This window comes from Nonomuraea sp. NPDC050022 (assembly GCF_044460705.1).
Classification (GTDB): domain Bacteria; phylum Actinomycetota; class Actinomycetes; order Streptosporangiales; family Streptosporangiaceae; genus Nonomuraea.
This window is the reverse complement of sequence record NZ_JBITKE010000027.1, coordinates 13,580-40,080: the sequence shown is the minus strand read 5'-3', so window position 1 is coordinate 40,080 and position 26,501 is coordinate 13,580. Positions and strand designations below refer to the sequence as shown.

Annotated in this window: 27 protein-coding genes and 1 riboswitch; of the genes, 12 read left to right on the top strand and 15 right to left on the bottom strand. The window is 68.6% G+C overall.

Annotation, left to right across the window (positions count from 1 at the left end):
- The 5 genes from ACIBO2_RS58300 to ACIBO2_RS58280 form a co-directional block, all read right to left on the bottom strand.
- The coding region (locus ACIBO2_RS58300) for a TCP-1/cpn60 chaperonin family protein (RefSeq protein ID WP_397305307.1) at nt 1-206 on the bottom strand (206 nt) is incomplete at its 3' end.
- Between the two features lie 309 nt (nt 207-515).
- A complete protein-coding gene (locus tag ACIBO2_RS58295; RefSeq protein ID WP_068927743.1) occupies nt 516-716 on the bottom strand; it encodes a cold-shock protein in 201 nt (66 codons plus the stop codon).
- 240 nt (nt 717-956) lie between these two features.
- Nucleotides 957-1,232, bottom strand: coding sequence for a MoaD/ThiS family protein (locus tag ACIBO2_RS58290; RefSeq protein ID WP_358449644.1), 276 nt, complete (start codon nt 1,230-1,232; stop codon nt 957-959).
- A gap of 23 nt (nt 1,233-1,255) precedes the next feature.
- Nucleotides 1,256-2,488 carry a threonine synthase gene (gene thrC / locus ACIBO2_RS58285; RefSeq protein WP_397305305.1) on the bottom strand — a complete coding sequence of 411 codons (1,233 nt, stop codon included), beginning with the start codon at nt 2,486-2,488 and terminating at the stop codon, nt 1,256-1,258.
- Nucleotides 2,489-2,501: 13 nt separating this feature from the next.
- Nucleotides 2,502-2,642: riboswitch (SAM riboswitch) on the bottom strand.
- 79 nt (nt 2,643-2,721) lie between these two features.
- Nucleotides 2,722-3,276: an RNA polymerase sigma factor gene (locus tag ACIBO2_RS58280; protein WP_357961758.1), complete on the bottom strand. Its 555-nt coding sequence runs from the start codon at nt 3,274-3,276 to the stop codon at nt 2,722-2,724.
- 31 nt (nt 3,277-3,307) lie between these two features.
- Between ACIBO2_RS58280 and ACIBO2_RS58275 the strand changes: the two genes are divergently transcribed.
- Nucleotides 3,308-4,732, top strand: coding sequence for a trehalose-6-phosphate synthase (locus tag ACIBO2_RS58275; RefSeq protein WP_358557805.1), 1,425 nt, complete (start codon nt 3,308-3,310; stop codon nt 4,730-4,732).
- Between the two features lies 1 nt (nt 4,733).
- Complete coding sequence (locus ACIBO2_RS58270; RefSeq protein ID WP_358557808.1) at nt 4,734-5,897, top strand: MFS transporter; 1,164 nt, start codon at nt 4,734-4,736, stop codon at nt 5,895-5,897.
- A 42-nt stretch (nt 5,898-5,939) separates the two neighbouring features.
- Here ACIBO2_RS58270 and ACIBO2_RS58265 read toward each other — a convergent pair whose 3' ends face one another.
- From ACIBO2_RS58265 to ACIBO2_RS58255, 3 genes are all read right to left on the bottom strand, one after another.
- Complete coding sequence (locus ACIBO2_RS58265) at nt 5,940-6,521, bottom strand: hypothetical protein (protein ID WP_358557810.1); 582 nt, start codon at nt 6,519-6,521, stop codon at nt 5,940-5,942.
- A 63-nt stretch (nt 6,522-6,584) separates the two neighbouring features.
- Complete coding sequence (gene otsB, locus ACIBO2_RS58260) at nt 6,585-7,397, bottom strand: trehalose-phosphatase (RefSeq protein ID WP_397305310.1); 813 nt, start codon at nt 7,395-7,397, stop codon at nt 6,585-6,587.
- Nucleotides 7,398-7,427: 30 nt separating this feature from the next.
- On the bottom strand, nt 7,428-7,730 hold the full coding sequence (locus ACIBO2_RS58255) for a DUF3263 domain-containing protein (RefSeq protein ID WP_358557884.1): 303 nt from the start codon (nt 7,728-7,730) through the stop codon (nt 7,428-7,430).
- Nucleotides 7,731-7,847: 117 nt separating this feature from the next.
- On the opposite strand from ACIBO2_RS58255, the gene ACIBO2_RS58250 reads away from it, so the two are divergent.
- The 5 genes from ACIBO2_RS58250 (at nt 7,848) to ACIBO2_RS58230 (ending at nt 12,592) form a co-directional block, all read left to right on the top strand.
- Nucleotides 7,848-8,660, top strand: coding sequence for an S-adenosyl-l-methionine hydroxide adenosyltransferase family protein (locus ACIBO2_RS58250; RefSeq protein ID WP_397305303.1), 813 nt, complete (start codon nt 7,848-7,850; stop codon nt 8,658-8,660).
- 170 nt (nt 8,661-8,830) lie between these two features.
- On the top strand, nt 8,831-9,496 hold the full coding sequence (locus ACIBO2_RS58245; RefSeq protein WP_397305302.1) for a hypothetical protein: 666 nt from the start codon (nt 8,831-8,833) through the stop codon (nt 9,494-9,496).
- Nucleotides 9,493-10,980 carry a S8 family serine peptidase gene (locus ACIBO2_RS58240; protein WP_397305300.1) on the top strand — a complete coding sequence of 496 codons (1,488 nt, stop codon included), beginning with the start codon at nt 9,493-9,495 and terminating at the stop codon, nt 10,978-10,980. The genes ACIBO2_RS58245 and ACIBO2_RS58240 overlap by 4 nt, the downstream gene beginning before the upstream one ends.
- A 26-nt stretch (nt 10,981-11,006) precedes the next feature.
- The gene (locus ACIBO2_RS58235; RefSeq protein ID WP_358557824.1) at nt 11,007-11,411 is read left to right on the top strand and encodes an OB-fold domain-containing protein; all 405 of its coding nucleotides are present in this window, start codon (nt 11,007-11,009) and stop codon (nt 11,409-11,411) included.
- 23 nt (nt 11,412-11,434) lie between these two features.
- The gene (locus ACIBO2_RS58230) at nt 11,435-12,592 is read left to right on the top strand and encodes a lipid-transfer protein (RefSeq protein ID WP_397305309.1); all 1,158 of its coding nucleotides are present in this window, start codon (nt 11,435-11,437) and stop codon (nt 12,590-12,592) included.
- A 128-nt stretch (nt 12,593-12,720) separates the two neighbouring features.
- On the opposite strand, the gene ACIBO2_RS58225 is transcribed toward ACIBO2_RS58230, so the two are convergent.
- The 5 genes from ACIBO2_RS58225 to ACIBO2_RS58205 form a co-directional block, all read right to left on the bottom strand.
- On the bottom strand, nt 12,721-13,737 hold the full coding sequence (locus ACIBO2_RS58225; protein ID WP_358557830.1) for a dipeptide ABC transporter ATP-binding protein: 1,017 nt from the start codon (nt 13,735-13,737) through the stop codon (nt 12,721-12,723).
- Entirely contained in the window at nt 13,721-14,758 is a 1,038-nt protein-coding gene (locus ACIBO2_RS58220; RefSeq protein ID WP_358557833.1) for an ABC transporter ATP-binding protein, read from the bottom strand. Before ACIBO2_RS58220 ends, ACIBO2_RS58225 begins: the two co-directional genes overlap by 17 nt.
- A 13-nt stretch (nt 14,759-14,771) precedes the next feature.
- On the bottom strand, nt 14,772-15,710 hold the full coding sequence (locus ACIBO2_RS58215) for an ABC transporter permease (protein WP_358557836.1): 939 nt from the start codon (nt 15,708-15,710) through the stop codon (nt 14,772-14,774).
- The gene (locus ACIBO2_RS58210) at nt 15,703-16,647 is read right to left on the bottom strand and encodes an ABC transporter permease (protein ID WP_358557839.1); all 945 of its coding nucleotides are present in this window, start codon (nt 16,645-16,647) and stop codon (nt 15,703-15,705) included. The genes ACIBO2_RS58215 and ACIBO2_RS58210 overlap by 8 nt, the downstream gene beginning before the upstream one ends.
- A gap of 125 nt (nt 16,648-16,772) precedes the next feature.
- Nucleotides 16,773-18,410, bottom strand: a complete 1,638-nt coding sequence (locus tag ACIBO2_RS58205) for an ABC transporter substrate-binding protein (RefSeq protein ID WP_358557842.1) — start codon at nt 18,408-18,410, stop codon at nt 16,773-16,775.
- A gap of 484 nt (nt 18,411-18,894) precedes the next feature.
- Between ACIBO2_RS58205 and ACIBO2_RS58200 the strand changes: the two genes are divergently transcribed.
- The 3 genes from ACIBO2_RS58200 (at nt 18,895) to ACIBO2_RS58190 (ending at nt 21,089) form a co-directional block, all read left to right on the top strand.
- On the top strand, nt 18,895-19,827 hold the full coding sequence (locus tag ACIBO2_RS58200) for an ABC transporter permease (RefSeq protein ID WP_358557845.1): 933 nt from the start codon (nt 18,895-18,897) through the stop codon (nt 19,825-19,827).
- Nucleotides 19,820-20,716, top strand: a complete 897-nt coding sequence (locus tag ACIBO2_RS58195) for an ABC transporter ATP-binding protein (RefSeq protein WP_358557848.1) — start codon at nt 19,820-19,822, stop codon at nt 20,714-20,716. The genes ACIBO2_RS58200 and ACIBO2_RS58195 overlap by 8 nt, the downstream gene beginning before the upstream one ends.
- 217 nt (nt 20,717-20,933) lie before the next feature.
- Nucleotides 20,934-21,089 (top strand): hypothetical protein, encoded by a 156-nt coding sequence (locus ACIBO2_RS58190; protein ID WP_225302514.1) that lies wholly within the window; start codon nt 20,934-20,936, stop codon nt 21,087-21,089.
- 599 nt (nt 21,090-21,688) lie between these two features.
- Here ACIBO2_RS58190 and ACIBO2_RS58185 read toward each other — a convergent pair.
- Together ACIBO2_RS58185 and ACIBO2_RS58180 are read right to left on the bottom strand one after the other, a co-directional pair.
- Nucleotides 21,689-22,855 (bottom strand): hypothetical protein, encoded by a 1,167-nt coding sequence (locus tag ACIBO2_RS58185; RefSeq protein WP_397305298.1) that lies wholly within the window; start codon nt 22,853-22,855, stop codon nt 21,689-21,691.
- Between the two features lie 391 nt (nt 22,856-23,246).
- Nucleotides 23,247-24,569, bottom strand: coding sequence for a lysine 2,3-aminomutase (locus tag ACIBO2_RS58180; protein WP_358557853.1), 1,323 nt, complete (start codon nt 24,567-24,569; stop codon nt 23,247-23,249).
- A 193-nt stretch (nt 24,570-24,762) separates the two neighbouring features.
- Here ACIBO2_RS58180 and ACIBO2_RS58175 point away from each other — a divergent pair, with 193 nt between their 5' ends.
- Both ACIBO2_RS58175 and plsX read left to right on the top strand, forming a co-directional pair.
- Nucleotides 24,763-25,314, top strand: coding sequence for a DUF1707 domain-containing protein (locus ACIBO2_RS58175; RefSeq protein WP_358557856.1), 552 nt, complete (start codon nt 24,763-24,765; stop codon nt 25,312-25,314).
- A 135-nt stretch (nt 25,315-25,449) separates the two neighbouring features.
- Nucleotides 25,450-26,475: a phosphate acyltransferase PlsX gene (plsX, locus tag ACIBO2_RS58170; protein ID WP_358557859.1), complete on the top strand. Its 1,026-nt coding sequence runs from the start codon at nt 25,450-25,452 to the stop codon at nt 26,473-26,475.
- Nucleotides 26,476-26,501: the final 26 nt, after the last annotated feature.

Here is a 26,501-nt window from a genome sequence, read left to right as displayed (position 1 = left end):
ATCTTCTCCCACGGGTCCTCGAGCTCGATCTCCTTGGCGATGGACACACCATCGTTGGTGATCGTGGGAGCGCCCCACTTCTTCTCCAGCACGACGTTGCGGCCCTTGGGACCCAGGGTCACCTTGACCGCGTCGGCCAGCTGGTTCATGCCGCGCTCGAGACCGCGCCGGGCGTCCTCGTCAAACGCGATCATCTTGGCTGCCATAAGGCTAGACCTCCCAGATGCAGGGTGGCTTCAATGGACCGAGCCGACGCCCGCGACGGCATGGGCCTGCATCTCCGTTCGGCAGACCCCATCGTCCCGATCCAGTGTTGGCACTCTCGAACAGAGAGTGCCAACGAACTGTTTAGCACTCTACCCTGCCGAGTGCAAGCTGAGACACCCGCATGCCCAGGTCAGTCAGTACGGCGGGCCCGTCCGGACCCGCCGTAGCCGAGTCGACGAAGGATGAGTGGCGGTTTCGCCCGGACTGCGCTGCCGTGCGACCTGCCGGTACATACCAGCTTCGTGAGTTCAGACCGCTCGCACGGACTCCGCTTGGGGGCCCTTCTGCCCCTGCGTGATCTCGAACTCGACGCGCTGGCCTTGTTCGAGCGAGCGATAGCCATCCATCATGATCGCTGAGTAATGGACAAATACATCCTTGCCACCGTCTACCGCGATGAAGCCGTAGCCCTTGTCCGCGTTGAACCACTTGACGGTGCCCTGCGCCACTTCCGACTCCTCTTACTGGGCTCATAGATCTCGCCCATTCCTACGCGAGACCCTCAATCGCCTGACATATGGGAGAAATCACCAGACGATCGCCCTCGACCATACCTGTGGCACAGCGTTTGGCAACAGAGTCAATCAACAAATTACGCATTTCATCGGCGAGTGAGTCGTTCAACGTTGAATTGTCGGAAAAAACAGAAGGCGCCCCAGATGGGAGCGCCTTCTGAAGTGAGCGGGTGACTACCCTCCGGCGACCGCCGGGATGATGGAGATCTGCACGCCTTCGGGGGCGGGCGTGTCAAGTCCGTCGACAAAACGGACATCCTCTTCGCCAACATAAACGTTGACAAAACGACGAATCTTGCCCGATTCATCCAGAATTCTCGCGCCGATCCCCGGGTAGTCGGAGTCGAGCTTCGCCAGCACGTCACGGAGAGTCGCGCCCTCCCCACTCACTTCCGCGTTACCACCGGTGTAGGTGCGCAGAATGGTGGGAATCCGCACAGAAACGCTCATGATTAACTTGCCTTTCCTGGTTGTCAGACAGCCGCGCGGAACGCGTCGAGCGAGGGCCGGATCACTGCCGTGGGCTGGGCGTCGTCGGCGACGGCGTCGAGCGTCTTGAGCCCGTCGCCGGTGTTGAGCACCACGGTCTCGGCCTCCGGGTCGAGCTGCCCGGTCTCGACGAGCTTCTTCAGCACTCCCACGGTGACGCCGCCGGCCGTCTCGGCGAAGATGCCCTCCGTAGAGGCCAGCAGCTTGATGGCGGCGACGATCTCGGGGTCCGTGACGTCCTCCACCGCCCCGCCGGTGCGGCGGGCGATGTCGAGCACGTACGGGCCGTCGGCGGGGTTGCCGATGGCCAGCGACTTGGCGATGGTGTCGGGCTTGACCGGCTGGACCACGTCGTGGCCGGCCTTGTAGGCGGTCGACACGGGAGAGCAACCCTTGGCCTGCGCGGCGAAGATCTTGTAGGGCCGGTCCTCGACCAGGCCGAGCGCGATCAGCTCCTTGAAACCCTTGTCGATCTTGGTGAGCTGGGAGCCGGAGGCCACCGGGATGATGATCTGCTCGGGCAGCCGCCAGCCGAGCTGCTCGGCGATCTCGTAGGCCAGCGTCTTGGAGCCCTCGGCGTAGTAGGGCCGCAGGTTGACGTTGACGAAGCCCCACTTGTCGCCCAGCGGGTCGCCGATGAGCTCGGAGCAGAACCGGTTGACCTCGTCGTAGGAGCCGTCGATCGCGACCAGCTTGCCGCCGAACACCCGGGCCATGGCGATCTTGGCCTGCTCCAGCCCGGCGGGGATGAACACGCAGGCGTCGAGCCCGGCCCTTGCGGCGGCGGCCGTGACCGCGCCCGCGAGGTTGCCGGTGGAGGAGCAGGAAAGGGTGTGGAACCCGAAGTTACGCGCCGCCTCGACGGCGATGGCCACCACCCGGTCCTTGAAGGAGTGGGTGGGGTTGCCCGAGTCGTCCTTGACGTACAGGGACTTGATGCCCAGCGCGCGGCCGAGGTTGCCGGCCTTGACGAGCTTGGTCCAGCCGGGGTTCATGTTCGGCTTGGTGGCGACGTCGACGGGAACGGGGAGAAGCGAGCGGTAGCGCCAGATGTTGGCGGGGCCGGACTCGATGTCCTTCCGGGTGACGTCACCGAAGGAGTAGGCCGCTTCGAGCGGCCCGAAACACTCCAGGCAGGCGAAGCTGGGGCCGAGTTCGTAACGGGTGCCGCACTCGCGGCAAGAAAGGGCTACAGCGGGTCCGAAGTCGTGCGACATGAAGCGAGGCCTTCCCTCATCTTCGCCTGCGGCCACCTTGACCGCAGACCGGAATTGGCACCTGTCCCGGTCGGCCTCGCCCTGTAGCGAGTCTGAATCCGGGAGGGTTGCCGGGGCTTCGCAGGGCCGGTCCCTCCACCCCTCTGGATGAGCAATATTCAGTTGTTTGGCCTGACTCTACCTGGCCAGGCGCGTCAAGCCACCAACCGTCTCACGAAGCGAGACGTACGGTCTCAGCGATAGTCCTCCCCCAGTACGCCCTGCACGTACTTGCGCGCCTGGTGGATGCGCGACTTCGCGGTGCCGAGCGGGATGCCGAGCTGCTCGGCGACCTCGTTGTAGTCGAGCTGCACGATGTCGCGCAGCACGAGGGCCTGGGCCAGGTCGGGCTTGCTGGCCTCCAGCGACTCCATCGCGTCGAGCAGGTCGAGCCGCGACCCGGCGATCACGCTGACCCGCCGCGCGTCGGGCTTCTGCATGGGGAGCTCGTCGGAGGTCTGCTCGGCCGAGCGGCGCTTCAGCGTGCGGTACGTCGTACGGGCGCAGTTGGCCGTCACGATGTGCAGCCAGGTGCTGAACCTGGCCCGCCCCTCGAAGCGCCCGATGTTGCGCGCCACGGCCAGCAGTGTGTCCTGGGAGGCCTCTTCCGCATCCTGGTGGTAGGGCAGGATTCGGGCGCAATGGCGCAGCACGTCGGGTTCGATCCGCCTCAGGAGCTCGCCGAGTGCGCGATGATCTCCGGCAGCGGCGGAGCGGGCGAGTTCCTCGGTTAGGTCATCAAGCGCCATAGCTGGGATCCTATGGTCGGAGGGAGCTTTAATGAACAGCGTCCTGGTCGCCTCTAACAGAGGACCCGTCTCGTTCACCGTCTCCGACGACGGTGTGCTGACGATGAAGCGTGGCGGTGGCGGCCTGGTGTCCGGGCTCTCCGGGGTCCTGAAGGACGACGGCGTGCTGTGGGTCTGCGCTGCTTTGTCCGACGGTGACCGTGGTGCCGTACGCCAGGCGCCCGGCGGTCGGCTCGACCAAGCCGGCTACGACACCGGCGCGCTGCGGATGCTCGACATCCCGCCGGCCACCTTCCACCGCGCCTACAACGCCGTGGCCAATTCCACGCTGTGGTTCGTCAACCACCTGCTCTACGACATTCCCAACGCGCCGCTGTTCGGCACCAGGTTCGAGCGCGAATGGGAGTCCTATCGCGACTACAACGGCGCGTTCGCGCTGGCGCTGGCCGAGGAGGCCGGGCACGAGGCCCGCGTGATGGTCCAGGACTACCACCTCACGTTGACCCCGGCGATGCTCCGCGCCGAACGGCCCGACCTGCGCATCGCGCACTTCAGCCACACGCCGTGGGCGCCGCCCGAATACTTCTCGCTGCTGCCCGACGATGTCGCGCGCGAGGTGCTCGAAGGCATCCTGGGCGCCGACCACGCCGGTTTCCTCACCGAACGCTGGGCGGGGGCGTTCATGGACTGCTGCCGCGCCCTGCTCGGCGCGGAGGTCGACCGGGCCGGCCGTACGGTCACCCATGAGGGCAGGACCACCCGCATCGGCGTGCACGGCCTCGGCGTCGACGGCGAGGCGCTGTGGGCACGGGCCCACGAACCCGACGTCGAGTCCAACATCGCCGCGATCAAGGAGCAGGTCGGCGACCGCCGGCTGATCGTCCGCATCGACCGCACCGAGCTGTCCAAGAACATCGTCCGCGGGCTGGTGGCCTACCGGGAGTTCCTGCTCGCCCACCCGGAATGGCACGGCCGGGTGGTGCATCTGGCGTTCGCCTATCCCAGCCGGCACGACCTGCCCGAATACCGCGAATACACCGCCTCGGTGCAGCGCTGCGCCCAGGAGATCGAGGACGAGTTCGGCACCGAGGACTGGGACCCGCTGATACTCAACGTCAACGACGACTACCCGCGCTCGCTGGCCGCCTACCGGCTGGCCGACGTGCTGCTGGTCAACCCGATCCGCGACGGCATGAACCTGGTGGCCAAGGAGGGCCCGATCCTGTCGCCGCGGGCCGCGCTGGTGCTCTCGCGCGAGGCGGGCGCGGCGGCCGAGCTGGGCCCGCACGCGCTCCTGGTCAACCCCTACGACGTGAGCGGCACGGCCGTCGCGCTGCACGACGCGCTGGTCATGCCCGAGGAGGAGCGCATGAACCGCCGCGACCGGCTGGAGGCGGCGGCCACCGCGCTCCCGCCGCAGAAGTGGTTCGCCGCCCAGCTGGACGCGCTGGCCTAGCATGTCGGCGATCTCAGAGAGCACCCGGCTGACCAGGGACCGGCCGACCTGGCTGATCTACCTGATCCTCGGTACGTTCGCCACCTTCGTCTACGGCCTGAGCGCGGCCCTGCCGCTCCTCCGCCTCCAGCAGCGCACCTCCGGCACGGTCGCCGGCCTGCACGGCACCGCGATGGCCGTGGGCACCATCCTGGCCGGCCTCTCCCTCCCGCTCCTCACCAGGCGCTACGGCAGGCGGACCACCACCTGGATCGGCCTGGCCGGGATGAACGCGGGCGTGCTCCTGATCGTGCTGTTCTCCGCGCTGCCCCTGACGCTGCTCGGCTATGGCGTGGCCGGCGGCTTCGGCTCGATCGCCCTCTACAGCGCCATGGCCGCACTCAGCGAGCACCACGGGCCGGCCGGGCCGGCCGCGCTGAGCGAGGCGAACGCCGTCGGCGTCGTGGCGGGCGTGGCCGCGACCTTCCTGCTCAGCGCGGTCGCGCAGACCACGCTCGGCTGGCGGGCCGCGCTACTCCTCACCCCCGCGCTCACCGCGCTGCTGGTCGTGACGATGGCGCGGGTCTGGCCTCCGGCCACGACCGTGGCGGTCTCGCCCACCGGCGAGCGACCGGCGCCGCCCGGGTGGCGCTTCTTGGTGGCGGGCGGCGTGCTGAGCTGCTGCGTGGCGCTGGAGTTCTCGTTCAACTTGTGGGCCGCCGAACTGTTCGCCGCGCGCACCGGCCTGAGCGCGGCCGCCGCCGCGACCGGGCTGACCGCGTTCCTGGCCGGGCTGGCGGCGGGCCGGTTCGCCGGCGCGTACCTGGCCTTACGCCTGCCACCCGCGCGGCTCTTCCTGGGCGCGCTGGCGGTCACCGCGGTGGGCTGGTTGCTCTTCTGGTTGAGCACCTGGCCCGTCCTGTCCTACGCGGGCCTCGCGCTCAGCGGGCTCGGCGCGTCCCTGCACTTCCCGCTCGCGCTGGCCGCGCTGATCACGCACGCGGGCGACCGGCCCGACCGGGCCGGCGCGGCCGCGCCGATCTGGGCCGGGTCCGCGATGGCCCTCGGCCCGCTCGCGCTCGGCGCGCTCGCCGACGGCTTCGGCACCTGGAACGCGTTCCTGCTGGTTCCCGTCCTCATCGGCCTGGCCGCCGGCGGTGTGCTCATCGCCAGGCCGCGCGCCTGAGCGCGTATCGCCAGGCCGCGTACGTGAGCAGGCCGGGGGCGCTTATCGCCAGGTCGCGTGCTTGAGTACGCCGGGCAGGCCGGGGGTGTTCCATGAGTCGACGACGAGGATGCCGCTCTTGGGCAGGTACCACTCCCGCTGGACGAAGGTGGCCCGCTTCTTGCCCGTCCCGGTGACGCAGGTGCCCTTCCACGCGCGGTAGTACGCCTTGTGACCGGGCCCGACCTGGCGCAGTCCCTTGGCCGCCGCGCCGTTGAACGTCTGGCCCCACTTGCGGTTGAGCGGGCAGGGCTCCACGTCGGTCGCCGAGTAGAAGGGCCGGTCGGGCGTGTACGGGTTGAGCTCGTGACCCACCTTGATGGCCGCGGGCCCGAGCACCCAGAAGCCGCGGCACTCCGGCGTGAAGTACGCCCCCTTGGGCTTGGCGCACTTGCCGGTGACGACATGGATCCAGTCGCCCTTGCCGTACACCTTCCATGAGCTCGGAAGGGACAGCGTCAGCCCTTGGCGCAGCTTGAGCGGATGGTTCGCGGTGCTCGCGGCGCTCGCGGAGGCGGGGACGGCCGGGACGAGGAGGGCGGCGGCCACGGACAGGCCCGCCACGGCGAGGTATCTCTTCGACATCCCGCGACCGTACTGGCGCGCGCTTGCACGCGGGTTGCGTACTTGTCGGCGAGTTAGCGCGAATCAGTGCCCCTTGAAAGCCGACGCGAGCTCCCGCAGCAGGGACACCACGCCGTCGGGGCCGTCCACCACGATGTCGGCCCGCTCGGCCAGCGCGGTCACCTCGGCGGAGCCGCTGCACACATTCACCCCCGGCAACCCTGAGTTCCTGACCGCGTCGAAGGCCGCCAGATCGCCCAGGTCGTCGCCGACGAACATGACCGACCTGGCCGCCCGCTCGGCCAGGAACAGGCCGAGCGCGTGCCCCTTGTCCATGCCCGGCGGGCGTAGTTCGAGCACCAGCCGGCCGGGCTCGACGACCAGCCCGTGCTTCTTCGCCAGCGCGGCCAGCGGCTCGCGCAGGGCCTGCAGCGTGCCCTCGGGGTCGGCGCTGCGCCGGGTGTGCACGGCGACCGCCCGGCCCTTGTCCTCGATCGCCACGCCTTTCACGCCGAGGGAGACGAGCAGCAGTTGCAGCTCGGCCTCGGCCTCGAGCACGCCGGGCGGGGGCGGCGGCGCCGAGACCCGGCCGTCCTCCCAGCGCTCGAACCCGTAATGTCCCAGCACCACCAGGCCGGGCACGTCGGCCAGGCTGGGCGCGTCGGCCAGGCCGGTCCCGAGTTCGAGAGCCGTGGCCACCGGCCGGCCGGTCACGATCGCCACCGCATTGACGTACCTGCCCAGCTCGGCGAGTACGGGCGGCGCTTCCGGATGGATCCTGGCGGAGGCGGGATCGGCCACGATCGGCGCGAGGGTGCCGTCGAAGTCGAGCCCGATCACGGCTCCCGCCGGATCCTTCAGGATCGCTTCCGTACCGGGTGATCCCGTTTGTCTGATGTTCTTCACGCGCCTGCCTTACCCAGCAGGTCAGGGACGCATGCCAAACCGTCTGGCGGCGCGCTCGCGCTGGCGCGTGGAACGCAGCCGGCGCAGCCGTTTGACCAGCATCGGATCCTGCTGGAGCGCCTCCGGCCGATCGATCAGCTCACCGAGAAGCTGGTAGTAGCGGGTGGCGGAGAACCCGAAGGTCTCCTTGATGGCCTGCTCCTTCGCACCCGCGTAACGCCGCCATTGGCGTTCGAAGGCGAGGAGTTCGAGATCGCGTTCGGAGAGGGGTCGTCTGGACGGTTCCTGGGCAGCACTGTCACCGCTGACCGGCGCAGTGTCCATGGTGTCCTCCTCGAAAGGGCGCGCGACGATCACATCGTGGGCACGCGGGCCCGTGCCAATCGTAATGTGCGGAGTGCGGGTGTTCACGGCGGATTGAGAGACGTACAGTCACCAAATGTGACCTCAGTCATCACACTTCTCACCGACTACGGACTCGAAGATGGCTATGTGGCCGCCTGTCATGGAGTGATAGCCGGGATCGCCCCCGAGGCCAGGGTGATCGACGTGTGCCACCTGATCCCATCGGGCGATGTACGGCGCGGCGCCGCCATCCTCTCCCAGACCATCCCCTATCTCCCGAAGGGCGTACACATCGGGGCGGTCGACCCCGGCGCGGGCGGAGCCAGGCGGGCGGTCGCCGTGGAGGCGGGCGGGCGGGTGTTCATCGGCCCCGACAACGGGCTCCTGTCGTGGGCCATGCACGCCAGCGGCGGCGCGGAGGCGGCCTACGAGATCAGCAACGCCGACTACTTCCTGCATCCGGTCTCGCCGACCTTCCACGGGCGGGACGTGTTCTCGCCGGTGGCCGGGCGGCTGTGCGGCGGACTCAAACCGGCCGAGCTGGGACCCGAGGTTCCGCTCTCGCGGCTGGTCTCGCTGCCGGAGCCGACCTCGAAGCTGCGCGAGGGGTCCGTGGAGGGTGAGGTGGTCTCGGTCGACCGCTACGGCAACACCCAGCTGTCGATCGCGGCGGGCGATCTGGCGGCGCTGGGCGTGCGGATCGGGGACACGCTCGGGGTCTGGCTGGGGCGCAGGCAGTTGGCGCTGCCGTACCGGGAGACGTTCGCGGCGGTGCCGCCGGGCGAGCTGGTGGCCTTCGCGGACTCGGCCGGGCTGATCGCCATAGCCGTGAACTCCGGCGACGCGGCCCAGCGCCTCGGCCTGCCACCGGGCGCCCACGTGCGGCTCTCGCCCTCGCCCTCGCCCTGACCGAGCTCATGTGCGGCTCTCGCCCTCTCCGCGAGACGAAAGCCGCCAAAAGGAAATTACACCGCGTATCGGCCTGTTTACCGAAGCGTCAGATTGGACCGTCGATCGCGTGTCAGAATGCACGGGCATCGGGCGACCCCTCCCCTGCCCGCGAGGTGCACGTGTTCCCTTTGTCTGTTGTGCTGCTCTCACTGCTGTCCGCGGCCCTGCCGTCGTCTGAGCCACCCGTGCCGGAGCGCTGGCACGCGTGGCCGGTGGCCAGGGTGTTCCCGAGCTCCGTGCCCGGCACCAGCCCCTCCGGGGCCCGCGTGACCTATGTCCTGGCCGGCGTCGCCCCGGAGTCGCCGTGCCGGGTCGCCTTCCAACCCGGGGTCGCGCGGCTGCTGCGCGGGTGCGTCACGGCCTTACGCGCCACGTACGCGGACAGCACGCAGACGTTCGTGGCGACGGTCGGCATCGCCGTACTGACCAGCCCTGACGCCCTCCGGCCCCTTGACCGCCTGGCGGACGACCTCCCACTGACCCTCGCGGGTTACCTGCCGGTCGGATCGTCAGAGACCGGCACCGGCCCTCTGCCCGATGGGCGGCCAGGGACCGGCGCGGGGCGGCTGCCGACCGTGCGGCCGGTGGCCTTTCCCGGTGGGCCGGCCGAGCGGTTCGGCGAGTCGCAGTACGTCACCGGCGCGCTGATCTCCTCGAACGACGCCTACGTCGTGGCGACGGCCGCCGGGTACGCGGACGGCCGGCCGTACCAGCCGGGCGAGCTCGTCGCCAGACGCCTCGGTGACACCGCCCGCCGGCTGGCCACGGCCCTGTACGGAAGTCTGACCAGATGATCAGGCCGTTGGCCGGACCCCTGGCGGTGGGCCTGCTGGTGGCCGGGCCCCTGGCGGCGGGGGTCCTGGTGGCCGGGGCGGGACCGAGCGCCTCCGATGACGTGGGCTCGGCGGCGCGCGCCGGACAGTGGCAGCTGGCCACCCTGCGCCTGCCCGAGGCGTGGAAGCTGAGCCGGGGCGCCGGCGTGCTGGTCGCCGTCCTGGACACCGGCGTAAACGCCCGCCACCCCGACCTGGCCGGCGCGGTGGTCGCCGGGCCCGACCTGACCGGCGACACCGGCGAACCGGCCCTGTGGGGCCACCACGGCACCGCCATGGCCAGCCTCATCGCCGGCCACGGCCACAGCCACACTGCCCCACCAGTGAACAGCCTGACAGCGAACGGCGGGACACCAGACGGCCCGACCGTAACCCGCGGGACGACAGGCCGCAGGACCGCAGACGCCCCCGCAACACGTAGGGCCGCAACAGGCACCCCCGCGGTGGGCGGCCCCAGAGCAGAAGCCCCCGCGGCAGGCGACCCCGCAGCAAGCGGGACAGCGACCGATCTCGCGGCGACCGGGACAGCAAGCGATCCCGCAGCGAGCGGGACAGCGGTCGGCCAAGTGGCGACCGGGACCGCGGGCGGCGGTTACGCGGACAGCGGGATCATCGGGGTCGCCCCCGCCGCCCGCGTCCTGTCCGTCAGGGTCACCCTGGAGAACGGCGACCCGCTCCGCCAGAAGCAGCACGCCGGCGGCCGCGACGCCCTGGCCAAAGGCATCCGCTACGCGGTCGACCACGGCGCCGACGTCATCAGCATGTCGCTCGGCGGCGGCAGCGGCTCCTGGGAGGGCTCGGCCGCCGAGGAGGAGGCCGTCCAGTACGCCATCAGCCACGGCGCCGTCCTGGTGGCCTCGTCCGGCAACGACGGCGACACGACCAACAAGAAGAACTTCCCCGCCGCCTACCCCGGCGTGATCGCGGTGGGCGCGGTCGACCGGCGGCTGGAGGTGGCGCCGTTCTCCAATCGCCAGGACTACCTCTCGGTGGTCGCGCCGGGGACCGGCATCGTGACCGCCGACGGCGCCGACTCGTACGTGGTGGGCGACGGGACGAGTTCGGCCGCGGCCATGGTGGCGGGCATCGCCGCGCTGATCAAGGCGATGTACCCCGATCTTTCGCCGTACCACGTGCGAACGGCCATCGAGCAGGGCACCAGGCGGCGGCCCGCCGACGGCTACAACCGCTCGTACGGGCACGGGGTGGCCAACGCGCTGCTCGCCCTGCGCGCGGCCGACCGCCTGGCCAGGCCCGCCACCGCGTCCGCCGGGGCCGGTGTGGGGACCGGCGGCTACTTCGGCGACGGCCCGGTCTCCCGGCCGCCGGCGTCCCGGGCACCGTCGTCACGGCTGCCGGTGGTGCTCGGCATGGTGCTGCTGACGGCGGTCATGTCGGCCCGGGTGCTCGTCCGGCACCGGTGGCGCGGGAGGGATGTAACCTAGCAAGCGCTTGTGTGATACTCCTCCCTATGAGCCTTGCGATCGACGGCTGGTTCGTCATCGAGGACGACGGCACCCACCTGATCGGCACCCGGTGCGCGGCGTGCGGCACGGTCTGCTTCCCGCCGCAGCGCGGGTTCTGCCGCAACCCGCGCTGCGACGGGGAGTCCATGGAGGAGACCAGGCTGCCGAGACGCGGCCGCGTCTGGTCGTACACGAGCGCCGCCTACCCGCCGCCCGAGCCGTTCGTGGCCGCCGAGCCGTACACGCCCGTGACACTGGCGGCGGTGGAGTTGACCGGCGCGGGCATCGTGGTGCTGGGGCAGGTCAAGGACCTGACGGCGGACGAACTGGAGGTCGGCATGGAGGTCGAGCTCACCCACGGCCCGCTGGCCGACGGACCTCTGGTGTGGATGTGGGGGCGCGCGTCGTGAGCGTCGTGGTGCTCGGTACGGGCATGCACCCGTGGGGCAAGCAGGGCAGGCCGTTCGCGGAGTACGGCGTGGCGGCGGCCCGGGAGGCGCTGCGGGACGCCGGGATCGCCTGGACCGACGTCCAGTTCCTGGTGGGCGCCGACACGATCAGGAACGGCTATCCGGGGTTCGTCGCCGGATCCACCTACGCCCAGGCCCTCGGCTGGTCAGGCGCGCGCATCGCCTCGTGCTACGCGGCGTGCGCGTCGGGGGCGCAGGCGATCGACATCGCGCGCACGCGGATCATGGCGGGGCTCTGCGACGTGGCGCTGGTGGTGGGGGCGGACGCCACGCCCAAGGGCTTCTTCAAACCGGTCGGCGGCGACCGCCCGGACGACCCCGACTGGCTGCGGTTCCGACTGCTCGGCGCCACTAATCCCGCATATTTCGGCCTTTATGCGCGTAGAAGGCTGGCCCTGTACGGCGAGACCACCGACGACTTCGCCGCCGTCAAGGTCAAGAACTCCCTGGCCGGTTCGCTGAACCCGATGGCCCGCTACCGCAAGGTCGTCACGGCCGAGGAGGTCCTGGCCTCGCCCATGGTGGCCGACCCCCTGCGCCTCATGGACATCTGCGCGACCTCGGACGGCGGCGCCGCGCTGGTGCTGACCTCGCCCGAGTACGCCCGCCGGCTGGGCGTGGCAGACCCAGTGCGCATCGCCGCCGTCTCGACGGTGACCCCCACGTTCCCCAACACGGTCCTGGAGCTGCCGAACTTCGCGACCGACTCCTCCGCCGCCGTACCCCCTCCCGAACGCCCCTTCAGGGCCGCCATCGCGCACGCCGCCTACGAGGAGGCGGGCGTCGGGCCGGGCGACGTCTCGTTCGCCGAGGTGTACGACCTGTCCACGGCCCTCGAACTGGACTGGATCGAGGACGTGGGACTCTGCCCACTCGGCGAGGCCGGCAAGCTGCTGCGGGCGGGCGACACCGCGCTCGGCGGGCGCGTACCGGTGAACCCGTCGGGCGGGCTCGCCTCGTTCGGCGAGGCCATCCCCGCCCAGGCCATCGCCCAGGTCTGCGAGCTGACCCGGCAGCTGCGCGGCCGGGCGGGCGAGCGCCAGGTCGAAGGCGCCAGGGTCGGCTTGGCCGCCAACCAGGGCCTGTTCGGTCACGGCTCGGCCGTCATAGCCACCCGCTGACCGGCTCGGCCGTCATAGTGACGCTCGCCGTACAACCGCCAAGACCGCCCCACAACCGCCAAGGCCCTCCGCGGGAAGCTCCCGCGGAGGGCCTTGGCGTCGCTGATCAGTCGCTGATCAGCCGGTGATCAGCCGACGTGGACCACGTCGTGCGTCTCGGCGAAGTGACAGGCACTCTCATGCGCCGTCCCCTGCCGGATCTGCAGCAGCGGCTCCTCCTCCGCGCAGATCTCCTGCGCCTTCCAGCAGCGGGTGCGGAAGCGGCAGCCCGACGGCGGGTTGGCGGGCGACGGCGGGTCGCCCTGCAGGATGATCCGCTCACGCTGCTCGCGGCCCTCGGGGTCGGGGACCGGCACGGCCGACAGCAGCGCCTGCGTGTACGGGTGGGCGGGCTTGTCGTAGATCTCGGTGTCCTTGCCGAGCTCGACCACCTTGCCCAGGTACATCACCGCGACCCGGTCGGAGATGTGGCGCACCACCGACAGGTCATGGGCGATGAAGATGTACGCCAGGTCGAACTCGTTCTGCAGCCGCTCCAGCAGGTTGATGACCTGGGCCTGGATCGACACGTCGAGCGCGGAGACCGGCTCGTCGCAGACGATGATCTCCGGCTGGAGCGCCAGCCCGCGGGCGATGCCGATGCGCTGACGCTGCCCGCCCGAGAACTGGTGCGGGTAGCGGTTGATGTGGTCGGGGTTGAGCCCCACGACCTCCAGCAGCTCCTGCACCTTGCGGCGGCGGTCGCCCTTGGGGGCGACCTCGGTGTGGATGTCGAACGGCTCACCGATGATGTCGCCGACGGTCATCCGGGGATTCAGGGAGGTGTACGGATCCTGCATCACCATCTGGATGTTGCGCCGCATCCGCTTGAGCTCGGCGCCCTTGGCCTTGGCGATGTCCCGGCCGTTGATCGTCACCGAGCCGGAGGTCGGCCGCTCCAGCGCCATGAGCACCTTGGCCAGCGTGGACTTGCCGCAGCCCGACTCGCCCACGATGCCCAGCGTCTCGCCCCTGTTGAGGTCGAACGAGACGCCGTCGACGGCCTTGATCGCGCCGATCTGCTTCTTGAACAGGATGCCCTGGGTCAGCGGGAAGTGCTTGACCAGGTCCCGGACCTCGAGAATCCGCTCACCCTTGGTCGCCATCGAGGACCTCCCTCCAGTAGTGACAGGCGCTGCTGCGCGAGCCGCTGATCTCGTAGAGCGGGGGGTTGTCCGTCACGCAGTTGTCCTGGCGATACGGGCATCGCGGATGAAAGGCGCAGCCGGTCGGCATGTCGAGCAGGTTGGGCGGCAGGCCCTTGATCGCGTACAGCTCCTGGCCCTTGAGGTCGACCCGGGGGATCGACTCCAGCAGCCCCTTGGTGTAGGGGTGGGCCGGGCTCTTGTAGATGTCGTGCACGCTGGCGTTCTCGACGATCCGCCCGCCGTACATGACGGCGATCTTGTCTGCGACGTCGGCCACGACGCCGAGGTCGTGCGTGATGAGGATCATGCCCATGTTGCTCTCGCGCTGGAGTTCGGCGAGCAGCTCCATGATCTGGGCCTGAACCGTCACGTCGAGCGCGGTGGTCGGCTCGTCCGCGATCAGCACCTCGGGGTCCAGCGCGATCGACATGGCGATCATGATGCGCTGGCGCATGCCCCCGGAGAACTGGTGCGGATAGTCATGGACGCGCTGCCTGGCGGCCGGGATGCGCACCTTGTCCATCAGCTCGACCGCCTTGTTGTAGGCGTCGCGCTTGGACATGCCACGGTGCACCCGGAACATCTCGCTGATCTGCCAGCCCACGGTGAACACCGGGTTGAGCGCGGACAGCGCGTCCTGGAACACCATCGAGATCCGCTGGCCACGCACCTGGGTGCGCGCCTCGTCCGAGAGCTTCAGCAGGTCGGTGCCGCGAAAGCGGATCTCACCCTTGGGGATGCGCGCCGGCGGCATGTCCAGGATGCCCATGATCGCCTGGGCGGTCACGGACTTGCCCGAACCCGACTCTCCCAGCACGGCGAGAGTCTCACCGGGGCTGAGCGAGTAGCTCACCCCGTTGACCGCACGCACGACGCCCGCGCGGGTGGCGAACTCCACGTGCAGATTCTCCACGGCGAGCAGCGGCTCGTCGCCCAGCCCTCCCTCGGCGGGCAACACGTCCGTTGATGCCTTTCTCACCTGAACCCCCTTCCTACCTGAGCTTCGGGTCGAGAGCGTCGCGTACGGCGTCGCCCAGCATGATGAACGCGAGCACCGTGATGCTCAGGAACACCGCGGGGAAGACGAGCGGCAGCGGCGCTTCCAGGAACCGGTTGCGAGCGTCGGCGATCATCAGACCCCAGGAGATGTCCGGGGACTGGACCCCGACTCCCAGGAATGACAGTGCCGCCTCGGCCGAGATGAACCCGCCGAGGTTGATCGTCGCGATGACGATCACCGGGGCGACCGCGTTCGGCAGCAGGTGCCCGAACATGACCCGGCTCTGGCTCGCGCCCAGGGCCCGGGCCGCGACCACGAAGTCCTGGTTCCTGGCGGTGATGACGGCGGCCCGCATGATGCGGAACGTCATCGGCCAGGCCAGCACCGCCAGCGCGATGACCACGATCCAGATGCCCAGGTTCGCGTCCCTGAAGGTGGCCGAGATGAGCAGCGCGCCGAGGATCCACGGAATCGCGAAGAAGACCTCCGTGACCCGGGACGTGACCGTGTCGACGGCTCCGCCGCGGGCACCCGCGAGGAGACCGAGCAGACCGCCGACGATCGCCGTGATGATGGTGGTGCTCACGCCGATCACGATCGAGTTGCGCGCACCGAAGATCGTCCTGGCGTACACGTCACAGCCGAGGTTGTCCTTGCCGAAGATGTGGCCCGCGCTCGGCCCCTGCCTGGCCGTGGCCAGCTCACAGGTCTTGGCGTCGAAGGGGTTGATCGAGGTGAACAGCGACGGCCAGAACGACATGACCAGCAGGATCGCGATGAGGACGCAGGAGAAGATGAACATCGGCCGACGTCGCAGGTCGTAGAAGGCGTCGCCCCAGAGACTCGCGGGCTTCGTCTCCTTCTTGAGCTTGTCCGGAGGGGTCGGCGCGGTAACGGTCTGGACAGGTCCGACCTGTGGGTCATTACTCATAGCGGATCCTCGGGTCGAGCACGGCGTACAACAGGTCCACGACCAGGTTCGCCACGATGTAGACCAGCACCAGGATTGTCACGATACCTACGACGATAGGTTGCTCTCGTAGATATACGCCTTGATAGATCTGGAGGCCGATACCCGGGATGTTGAAGATCGTCTCGGTGATCACCGCACCGCCCATGAGCGTGCCGAGGTCGGCGCCCAGATAGGTGACCAGGGGGATCAGCGCGTTACGCAACCCGTGCCGGCCGATGACTCTTCGTCTGGAGAGTCCCTTCGCGGTCGCTGTTCGGATGTAGTCGGATCTCAGAGTCTCCACCAGGCTTGTTCTGGTCAGCCGGGTGAGATAGGCGATCGACGTACCCGCCAGCACGAATCCGGGGAGCAAATACGATTTCAGCCCCGCGTTGATTCCCGCGATCGGGAAGATCTCCGTGCCCACGGTCTGCTTCAGCCAGACGCCCAGCCACAGCTGCAGCACGAAGCCGGTCACCAGCGGGGGGACAGAGATGAGCAGCAGCGTCGCGGCCAGGATCATGGTGTCGATGGCCTGGCCGCGGCGCAGCGCCGCCCACAGGCCGAGCAGGACACCGATGATCGCTTCCATGACGAGGGCGACGAGCGCCAGGTTCAGCGTGACCTGGAACTTGCCTGCCATCAACTGGGTGATGGGCACACCGGCGAAGGTCTTGCCGAAGTCGCCGTGCAGGAAGATGTTGCTGATGTAGTACCCGTACTGCACCAGCACCGGATCGTTGAGGTGATACTGATCCCGCAGGATCATCACGATGTTGGGGTCTTGTCTCTTCTCGCCGGCCAGCGCCGCGATGGGGTCGCCAGGGAGCGCGAAGACGATGACGAAGATGAAGAGGGTGGCGCCCAGCAGGACTGGTATCGCCTGGATCAGGCGCCGGATCACATAACGGCCCATTCAAGCCTCCCGTACATGCCAAGAAGGCAGTCGCCGGGACCTGGGGTTCTCACGGCCCCCAATGACTGCCTTCGTGGCGGGCTCTCGAGGGGCGGGCGGCTAGGCGCCCGCCCCCGCGAACAGCGTCAGGCCTTCTCGACGTCGGCCCACTCAACCTGGTTGAGCAGGTTGATCTTGACGTTCTTGACCTTGGTCGAGTATCCCGAGTTGTTACGGTAGAAGTACACAGGGATGTACGGAAGGTCCTTGATGAGGATGTCGTCCGCCTGCTGGTAGAACTTCAGGCCCTCCTCCGGAGTCGCCGCCTGGTCGCCCTTGGCGGCCGTCTCGTCGAACGCCTTGTTGGAGTAGCCCGCGTAGTTCGAACCGGTCTTGATGGCGCCGGTCGAGAAGATCGGCGTCAGGTAGTTCTCGGCGGACGGGTAGTCGATCGCCCAGCCCATCCGGAACAGGCCCTTGTATTCCTTCTTGTCGAGGGCGTCAAGGATGCTCGCGAACTTCTCGAACGGCTTGACCGTCACCTCGACGCCGAGATTGGCGCGGAGGTTGTTGGCCACGGCCTCGATCCACTCCTTGTGCCCACCGTCGGCGTTGTAGCCGAGCTCCAGCTTCGCCGGGCCCTTGGCCGCGGCGTACTGCTCCTTGGCCTTGGTGGGGTTGTACTGGCAGGCCTGGCAGGCGCCCTGGCGGTAGCCGTCGATGGCCGGGTTGATGAAGTCGTCGGCCGGCGAACGGGTGCCGCTGAAGACCGTCTCGGCGATGGTCTTCCGGTCGATGGCCATCGAGACGGCCTCACGAACCTTGACGTCCTTGTACTCGTCGCTGTACTTCAGCGGGAAGCCGATGTACCCGACGCCGGCGTCAGGCTGGTCCTGGTAGCGGTCGCCGAGCGCCGTCTTGGCGCTGGAGATCGCCGAGGCGGGCAGCGAGTCGTGGATGTCGACGTTGTCGGCCTGCAGGTCGTTGTAGGCCGTCTCAGAGCTGTTGTAGAGCTTGAACTGCAGCTTGGTCCAGCCAGCCGGCTTCTTGGCCGGGTACTTGTCGTACACCGACAGGTCGATGGACTGGTCGGTGCCCTTCTTGTAGGGCTTGTCGAGCTTGAACAGGCCCTGGCCGATCGGCTTCTCGCCGTACTCCGCCGTCACCTTGCCGTCGGCGCCGAAGGCGGCCTTGGGCAGCGGGTAGAACGCGGTGTAGCCCAGCATGGTCTTGAACTGGGAGAACGGCGCGGTGAGCGTGACCTGCAGCGTCGAGTCGTCGACCGCCTTGAGGCCCTTCATCTCTTTGGTGGTGACCTGCTTGCCCTCGCCAGGGTTGAGGTCGGCGTAACCCTCGACGCGGCCGAAGAAGTAGCCGGCGCCCTGAGCGTTGTCCTGGTTGGCCGCGTAGTTCCACGCGTCGACGTAGTTCTGCGCGACGACAGGCTGGCCGTCCTGCCACGTGTAAGGCTTGAGCTTGATCGTCCACACCTTGTTGTCGGTGCTCTCGATCGACTCAGCCGCCGCCAGGACGACCTGCTTGTTCTCGTCGTAGTTGACGAGCGGCTCGAACACCGCAGCGAGGACTTCAGCGCCCTCGGACTCCGTGGTGTTCGACGGGACCAGCAGGTTCTGCGGCTCACCCAGTTCCATGCGGACCGGCGTGTCGCCGCCTCCGCTCGACGCGGTGTTGCCGGTCGTGGATCCGCCGCCGCCACACGCGGCGACCGCGAGGGCTAGCAGCGCGGTACCGGCGACGATCTGTGCGCCCTTAGTAACACGCATGGTAAAAAGATTCCTCCCTCAAACAGGTGGGCGTAAGCGCTGAGCTGCGATGATCGTGAGCAGCCTGACGGGGGTTCCTTGTCGTCCCCCGGGTTTGGCTGACCTGGTCAAACCAGCCGACGCCCTGCCAGTCGATCGCGACTATCCCTTACTACTTGCCACCAGGGAGTCTCTGGCGCGTTGCAGTTCGGTCACACGTGCGCTTATCCAACGTCACAGTCATTTCTCGCATAGAGCACTAAAGCCACCGAAGAACCTCTAAAGCGGACACTACGGGACGTGAACAGCTGATGAAAAATACCCCCTTGGCGCCACTGGTCGCGCCCTAGCCGCCATCCCGCGTGTCGCTGAGCTACGGTTGAGCGAGTCTTGGCATGCCCTGGTACCAGCCTTGGAACCGGTCAACGCGGGACACCGTCCAACAGTCTGTCGCGAACCGTCGCGGCAGACACCTCAACGAGCCGGATCCAATAGAGTCCTTGCCATGAGCCAGCCGGAATCCGCTGTAGCGGACGCCCAGGCGGGCGGCCGAAGCGGGGAGCCGCTGGCCAAGCTCGCCCAGAGATATGGGCTTCGCCGTGCCATCGCGCGGCCGAGGTTCCCTGTCTACGTGCGCCAGCTGTGGGAGCGCCGACACTTCATCCTGACGTACGCGACCTCGCGCAACGTCTCGAAGTACTCCAGCTCGGCTCTGGGCCAGCTATGGCAGGTCCTGACCCCGCTGCTGAACGCCGCCATCTACTTCCTGATGTTCGGCCTGATCCTCGGCGGCAGCAAGAACATCGACAACTACCCGGCCTTCCTGCTGACCGGGATGTTCGTCTTCACCTACACGCAGCGCACGGTGACCGCCGGGGCCAAGTCGATCTCGGGCAACCTCTCGCTGATCCGGGCGCTCCACTTCCCCAGGGCCTCTCTGCCGCTCGCCTACACGATCCAAGAGCTCCAGCAACTCGCCATCTCCATGGGCGTGCTCCTGGTGCTCGTGGTGGTCACCGGCGAATGGCCCACGTGGTTCTGGTTGATGATCCCGGTCGTGCTGCTGCTGCAGACGCTGTTCAACATCGGCGCCGGCCTGGTGATCGCCCGGCTCGGCTCCTCCATGCGCGACCTCAACCAGCTGCTGCCGTTCATCACCCGCACCTGGCTCTACGCCTCGGGCGTCTTCTTCTCGATCCAGGACAAGGTCGTCCACGCCGCGGAGCTGCCCCAATGGGTGGCCAACGTGATGTATCTCAATCCCGCGGCCTCCTACATCGAGTGGATGCGCGACATCCTCATCAAGACCTACCATCCGGAGAATGGGCACAACCCCCCGATGATGGTGGTGCTGTCTTGCGTATTCTGGGCAGTGTTCGCACTCGGCTTCGGCTTTTGGTACTTCTGGCGAGCTGAGGAGAGGTACGGGCGTGGCTGAACTGACCAAGGAGCTGTCACAGGTGAAGGGCCAGGAGCCCGCCGTCCCCGGCGAGGTCGTCCCCAAGGCGGACGCCCCCAACAAGGACGTCAGGGTGCACCCCAACCCGGCCCCCGCCGGCAAGCGGCCTCTGGACGTCCCCACGGGCACGCCCACGGTCATCGTCGACGATCTCCACATCGTCTACCGGGTCTACGGCGCGGCCAGCGACAACGAGAAGGGCAACGCGGTCAACGCCCTCACGCGGCTGGTCAAGCGCCAGGGCCGGCCGCAGATGAAGGAGGTGCACGCCGTCAAGGGCGTGTCCTTCGTCTCCTACCACGGTGACGCGATCGGCGTCGTCGGCCGCAACGGCTCGGGCAAGTCCACGCTGCTGCGCGCCATCGCCGGCCTCCTGCCGCCGCACTCGGGCGCCGTCTACACCGACGGCCAGCCGTCGCTGCTCGGCGTCAACGCGGCGCTGATGCGCGAGCTCACGGGCGAGCGCAACATCGTGCTCGGCTGCTACGCCATGGGCATGACGCCGAGCGAGGTCCGGGAGAAATACCAGGAGATCGTCGACTTCTCCGGCATCGATGAGTTCGTCCAGCTGCCGATGTCCACCTACTCCTCCGGCATGGGCGCCCGGCTGCGCTTCGCCATCTCCTCGGCCAAGACCCACGACGTGCTGCTGATCGACGAGGCCCTGGCCACCGGCGACCGCGAGTTCCGCAAGAAGAGCGAGGAACGCATCAAGCAGATCCGCGAGTCGGCGGGCACGGTCTTCCTCGTGGCCCACGACCTCAGGGTCATCGAGGAGACCTGCAACCGGGTCATCTGGCTGCACAAGGGCAAGATCAAGATGGACGGCGACCCCAAGGAAGTCCTCGCCGCCTACAACAAGGGCTGATCCCTTAGGGCCGATCCCCTTGGGCCGATCCTCGCCCCTCAACCAGGGCTGACCCCCGCCGCTCCCGCGGACGCCTCCGTCAGGCGTCCGCGGTTCTGTCATGCCCGCCGTCATGCCCGCGCGACTCGCGGGGCAAATAACTGACACCGTGGCCGGTGTTCCGATATCATTCGAACGTTGTTTCGATACGAGGACGCCGATGGAGTGGGAGCGCGCGATGGGAGAGCTAGCGGCCGCGATCGACCATCTGGCCGTCGAGGACGTGGCAGACGTTCCCCGGGCCCAACTGACCGAGCAACTCATCGACCTCCACTGGCAGATGGCCAGGCTGCAGGCCCAAATAGCCCGCCGCACCGGCGTCCGCCTGCTGTAGAAATGACGATGCCGCCGGCCCCGGGGATCCGGGACCGGCGGCGGGCCGCGACTCACGCGGCGCCACAGCCCTGCAGTGTGGCGGTGCGCGGGCGCGGCCCATGCCCGGGCGCGTCCGCCCGGGCCGGCCAGAAGACCACCCGCTCTCGCGGGCGGCTCGTGACGTATGCGCGACGGTCGTGTCGAACACCCCGGCACCGTTGGGGCTCGCCGACCGGCCACGCCGGTTCTGTGGCGGTGCGTCCCACGTTTCAGGGGACGCACCGACCCTCGATCATGTTTCCCGCCGGACGCGCCGTCTCGTGGCCGTCACGGCCCGTTCCCGAGCGCACGCACCTATGACACTCGCGAACCGCCACTACGGCTCGAACGGCCGACATCCGGAAGGCGCCTCGGCCAGATCGCCATCAGACCACGATCAGCCTCGGCCAGATCGCGATCGGCCTGGGTGAGATCGCGATCACGCCGCGATCGGCCTGGGCGAGATCGCGATCACGCCGCGATCAGGCTGGGTGAGCTCGCGATCAGCACCTCTGCCAGGTCGCCATCACACCGTGACCAGGCTGGGTCAGATCGCCACCACACCGCGACCACCCTGGGTCAGATCGCCATCACGCCGCGATCGGCCGTGCGGGAGAAGCCCGAGACAGCGTCCGCCGTCGCCTCAGTGGTGCCCGCGAGCGGGGCCACCGAGCCGCTGAGGCTCCCGGCGGCCTTCTTCCCGTAGGTCGAGACCGCGTGGGACGCGTCCTCGACGAGCGGGGCGATCTCGTCGACGGACGCGACCGGCTCCGCCAGGCGCGCGGCACCGGGCACCTCGCCCACGCCCGCCTGCTCGCCCGTACGCCGATCCGTGCGCGGGTCCCTGCGCGGGTCCGTGCGCGGGTCCTCAAACTGGTTCTCGAGCTGGTGCTTCAGCCGGTCCTCAAACCGGTTCTCGAGCCGGTCCCTGCGCCTACCCGCACGTGCGTCCGCACGTCCGTCCGGGTGGTCGCCCGCCTGGGCTTCCGCGTGAGCGCCTGTATGGGTGCTCGCATGCGCATGCGCCTCCGAGCCCCAGCCTCTACGCCCATGCGCACGCGGGTCCGCGCCCCAGCCCCAACGCCCGTCCCTTCGCCCGTCCGCGCGCCCATCCATGGGTTCGTCCGCGCGCCCGTCCATGCGCCCGCCCCTGGGCCCATCTACGCGCCCATCCATGGGTCCGCTTTTAGGGCCGTTCATAGGTCCGCTCTTGGGGCCGTTCATGGGCCCGTTCATCGGGCCGCCCTTGGGGCCGTTCATAGGCCCGCCCTTGGGCCCGTTCATGGGCCCGTTCATGGGTCCACCCCTGGGGCCGTCCAGGGGGCCGTTCATGCGCCCATCCATAGGCCCGCCCCTGGGCCCGTCCATGCGGCCGCCCCTGGGCGTATCCGCGTGCCGCCCCGTGCGCTTGCTCGGCGGCGGACTCATCAGGCGGCCGCCGAAGTACGGCGAGACCTCCTCGGTGGCGGCGCTCCGCTGGGGAACGGCCCGAAGAGCGACCCCCTCAGTCCGCTCGGAGGCGGCTCGCGGGCCGGACACCTCAGTGTCGAGAACCCCACTGACCTTGGCCCCGGCGGACAAGCCGTTCAGGCCGTTCACACCGCCCAGAGGCTGGATCGGGTCACCGCCCCCCGGCAGGCTCCCGACCGCGGAGTATCGGGCCTCAGCTTGGGCGGCCGACGCGAACGACGCCGCGGCCAGCGCCAATCCCGCGACGGCGACCGCCGTCTTGATAATACGTTTCATGATTTGCCTTCCCGGCTCGTGATCGAGCGCTCTCGAATAAAGCTGAGATGCGTCTCGATAACCCCCGAATGCCGTGGCGTACACGCTATGGGCACCACACGAAGCGCGCCGTCCCGGCTGAGCTACTGACGCAGTTGTATCACCGCGGTCGGCCGAGCGCAGGCTACGGAAAGTCCACGTCACACGGCCTTCAGCAGCCCAGAGGCGGTCATGGGAGGGGTGTCGAGTCGGGAGACAAATCGGGAAATAGCCGGGGTGTATGTCCGATATTCCGTTGACGTCACCCGCATTCAGAAGAGGCGCCCCGACGGCCCGTCGACAACGGTCGGGAAAACAATTGCCACGGGCCGGGGGCTCAATCTTTCCGCTTGCGGGGCACGCGCTTGACCGCTCAGGCCGGCACGAGCATGTCTTCCACGGAGACCTCGAACGGGAAGCGATCGGCGAAGGCCGGACGCAGGTCCGTCAGCCACACCGCTGTCGGGTCGTACTCGGCGAAGAACGGCCGGCCGACCAGAGAGGGGTCGCGGGCCTGGATCAAGTGGAGCACGAACACCCGCCGACCGGCGATCTCGGTCACACCGTCGACGCACACCTTTCCGGGGGTGGCCGACATGGAAGGCCCCCGGACGGTCCGGCAGAGCCCTGAGACCTTGGAGTAGGCCTCCCTGAAGACCTCGTACGCGCGGGCGAGCGGAACCGCGAAGTAGTCCTGCGGGCCGGTGTCGCGCTCGACGAACATGTAGTACGGGATCATCCCCATGCTGTGCTGCCGCCGCCACATGCCCGACCAGATGGCGGGATCGTCGTTGATCGACCGGATCAGCGGCGCCTGGGTCCTGATCGTCGCCCCGCTGCCGAGGATCCGCTTGACCGCGGACTCGACCAGCGGCGACTCCAGCTCGCGCGGGTGCGTGAAGTGGGCCATGAACGCCAGGTTCTTGCCCCCGGCCACGACCTGCTCGAACAGTTCGAGCGTGGCGTCGGCGTCGGGGTCGGACACGAACCGCTGCGGCCAGTAGGCCAGCGCCTTGGTGCCGATCCGGATCGACTCCAGCTGCTCCAGGCCGATCAGCGGCTCGATGTATCGCCTGATCACCGGCTCACCCATGATCATGGCGTCGCCGCCGGTGATCAGCACGCTGGTGACCTGGGGGTTGTGGCGGATGTAGGAGACCATCTGGTCGATGTCGTCGGAGGCGAACTTCAGGTCCGCGTCGCCGACGAACTGCGCCCATCGGAAGCAGTAGGTGCAGTAGGCATGACAGGTCTGCCCCTGCTTGGGGAAGATGAGCACGGTCTCGGGGTACTTGTGCTGCAGCCCCGGCACCGGCTCCGCGCCGATCCGGGGGACGTTGAGCTCTTTCTGCCCGGCGGGGTGCGGGTTGAGCTGCGCGCGCACCCGGTTGGCCTCGGCTTGGATCTCGACGTTGGGCGCCTCGGCCTTGAGCAGGTCGGCCAGCCTCGCGACGTCCGCGGCCGGAAGCATGTCCTCCTGGGGAAAGACGAGACGGTATATGGGATCGTCGGGCGCTGCCGACCAATCGATGAGCTCGTCCACAACGTAGGCGTTCGTCCGGAAGGGCAGCACGGTGGCGACGGCGCGTACCTTCAGCCGCTGCTCATCGTCGAGCCCCGCACGTCGCAGGAGCTCGTCGAGGTGCTTGGACGTGTACGCCCTGAAGCGGCGCGTGCCCGCCTGGTTCAAGATCACTAAGCCTTTCCCATCTTTTTTGTTCGATCCGCTGTAAACCTCTGGCGCCTGTCATGCGTCTACGGTTCTTATACCCGGACGCTATGCACGGCGTCCCCGGTTCCATTGGTCTCCAAGTTTTCGCTGAGGTTTGACCACTCGCGACATATCGCGATAGGGAATAGACTGGCAAATTGTGACCTCTGATCCCGTTATGCGCGCCTCCGACGCCGATCGCGACCGCGTGGCCGCTGTGCTCGGTGAGGCCCTCGCCACCGGAAGGCTCACCAGCCTCGAACACGCGGACCGCCTCGACGCTGCCTACACGGCCAAGACCGTCGGAGAGTTGGTCCCCATCACCTCTGACCTGCCCGATGTGTCGGCGCCAAACATGGTGGCCCTCGGTATTGAGCAGCAGACGATCGACTCGACGTTCAGCAAGGTGATCAGGAAGGGCCGCTGGGTCGCCTCCCGCCACACCAAGTTGTCGGCGACGTTCGGCGCGCTGATCATCGACCTGACGGACGCCGTGCTGCCCGGCCGGGAGATCACCATCGAGGCCGACGCCCGCTTCAGCAAGCTGATCGTGCTCGTGCCCGACAACGCCCAGGTGGTCGACGAGGGCGGCTCCATGTTCGGCAAGCGCCACGTGAGCGGCGGCACGCGCGAGGACGGCCCGCTCATCCGGGTCACGGGCCGGTCGATGTTCTCCAAGGTCATCGTCTCGCGCGAGGTCTCCGACTGGAACCTGAACAGCGTCGGCTGACCCGGCCACCCGCCGATCGGCCCGGCGGACACCCTGCCTACGATGCGGACGGGGGCGAAACGGGGGGCCGACCGCGGCGCGACCGCGTTCCGGCCGCACCACAGGAACGCTCCGCGAGCCGTACGAGGTGACCTTTTGTCCGACACCAGGCCGATCGCGCTCGACGCCATGGGCGGCGACCACGCGCCGCACGAGATCGTGGCGGGGGCCGTGCACGCCGTGCGCGAGCGCGGGCTGGCGGTGGTGCTCGTCGGCTCGCCCAAGGTGCTCTACGAGGCGCTCGCCGACCACGACGCGACCAAGGAGATCCCCATCGTGCGGGCCGAGGAGGCCCTGGCGATGGACGAGGGCGCGCTGGCCAGCCTGCGCCGCCCCCGCTCCAGCATCGCGATCGCCTGCCATCTCGTACGGCGGGGCGACGCGTCGGCGGTGGTGTCCGCGGGCTCGACCGCCGGGATCGTGACCACGGGCCGGCTCAGGCTCAAGGCCCAGCAGGGGGTGCTCCGGCCGGCCATCGCCGTCGCGCTGCCCACGCTGCCGAAACCCACGCTGCTCCTCGACGCGGGCGCGAACGCCGAGGTCAAGCCGGAGATGCTTGTGCAGTTCGGGCATCTGGGGTCCGTCTACGCCGAGCTGGCGTACGAGATCTCCATGCCCAAGGTCGGCCTGCTCACGATCGGCAGTGAGGCCGAGAAGGGCAACAAGATCGTCAAGCGGGCCCACGAGCTGCTGCAAGGCTCCCCCGGCCTCAACTTCATCGGCAACATCGAGGGCCACGACCTGCTGACCGGCATCGCCGACGTGATCACCACCGACGGCTTCACCGGCAACGTCGCGCTGAAGACCATGGAAGGCGCGGTCCGCTACGCGTTCGGCGAGCTCCGGCGGACCATCGACGACAGCAGGGCGGCCAGGCTGGGGGCGTTCCTGCAGCGGTCACGCCTGCGCGAGCTGCGCAGCCGCCTGGACGCCGAGGCCCATGGTGGTGCCGTACTCCTCGGGCTGAACGGGACCGTGGTGATCGCGCACGGCTCGTCCAGAGCGGCCGGCATCAGCGCCGCCTGCCGGCTCGCCGCCGACCTGTCGGCGCAGGGCGTCGTGGCGCGCATCGGCGACAGAATCGCGGCCGCACACCGCCCGCATCGCCTGAGAACCCCATAGTCTGTGGCGGATCCACAAATCTGGGG

What these genes read in the sequence shown, in the direction of transcription:
- ACIBO2_RS58290 (WP_358449644.1), bottom strand. Translation starts at nt 1,232, where the DNA reads ATGAGCGTTTCTGTGCGGATTCCCACCATTCTGCGCACCTACACCGGT.
- thrC (WP_397305305.1), bottom strand. Translation starts at nt 2,488, where the DNA reads ATGTCGCACGACTTCGGACCCGCTGTAGCCCTTTCTTGCCGCGAGTGC.
- ACIBO2_RS58280 (WP_357961758.1), bottom strand. Translation starts at nt 3,276, where the DNA reads ATGGCGCTTGATGACCTAACCGAGGAACTCGCCCGCTCCGCCGCTGCC.
- ACIBO2_RS58275 (WP_358557805.1), top strand. Translation starts at nt 3,308, where the DNA reads ATGAACAGCGTCCTGGTCGCCTCTAACAGAGGACCCGTCTCGTTCACC.
- ACIBO2_RS58270 (WP_358557808.1), top strand. Translation starts at nt 4,734, where the DNA reads ATGTCGGCGATCTCAGAGAGCACCCGGCTGACCAGGGACCGGCCGACC.
- ACIBO2_RS58265 (WP_358557810.1), bottom strand. Translation starts at nt 6,521, where the DNA reads ATGTCGAAGAGATACCTCGCCGTGGCGGGCCTGTCCGTGGCCGCCGCC.
- ACIBO2_RS58255 (WP_358557884.1), bottom strand. Translation starts at nt 7,730, where the DNA reads ATGGACACTGCGCCGGTCAGCGGTGACAGTGCTGCCCAGGAACCGTCC.
- ACIBO2_RS58240 (WP_397305300.1), top strand. Translation starts at nt 9,493, where the DNA reads ATGATCAGGCCGTTGGCCGGACCCCTGGCGGTGGGCCTGCTGGTGGCC.
- ACIBO2_RS58235 (WP_358557824.1), top strand. Translation starts at nt 11,007, where the DNA reads ATGAGCCTTGCGATCGACGGCTGGTTCGTCATCGAGGACGACGGCACC.
- ACIBO2_RS58230 (WP_397305309.1), top strand. Translation starts at nt 11,435, where the DNA reads ATGCACCCGTGGGGCAAGCAGGGCAGGCCGTTCGCGGAGTACGGCGTG.
- ACIBO2_RS58225 (WP_358557830.1), bottom strand. Translation starts at nt 13,737, where the DNA reads ATGGCGACCAAGGGTGAGCGGATTCTCGAGGTCCGGGACCTGGTCAAG.
- ACIBO2_RS58215 (WP_358557836.1), bottom strand. Translation starts at nt 15,710, where the DNA reads ATGAGTAATGACCCACAGGTCGGACCTGTCCAGACCGTTACCGCGCCG.
- ACIBO2_RS58210 (WP_358557839.1), bottom strand. Translation starts at nt 16,647, where the DNA reads ATGGGCCGTTATGTGATCCGGCGCCTGATCCAGGCGATACCAGTCCTG.
- ACIBO2_RS58205 (WP_358557842.1), bottom strand. Translation starts at nt 18,410, where the DNA reads ATGCGTGTTACTAAGGGCGCACAGATCGTCGCCGGTACCGCGCTGCTA.
- ACIBO2_RS58200 (WP_358557845.1), top strand. Translation starts at nt 18,895, where the DNA reads ATGAGCCAGCCGGAATCCGCTGTAGCGGACGCCCAGGCGGGCGGCCGA.
- ACIBO2_RS58190 (WP_225302514.1), top strand. Translation starts at nt 20,934, where the DNA reads ATGGGAGAGCTAGCGGCCGCGATCGACCATCTGGCCGTCGAGGACGTG.
- ACIBO2_RS58185 (WP_397305298.1), bottom strand. Translation starts at nt 22,855, where the DNA reads ATGAAACGTATTATCAAGACGGCGGTCGCCGTCGCGGGATTGGCGCTG.
- ACIBO2_RS58175 (WP_358557856.1), top strand. Translation starts at nt 24,763, where the DNA reads ATGCGCGCCTCCGACGCCGATCGCGACCGCGTGGCCGCTGTGCTCGGT.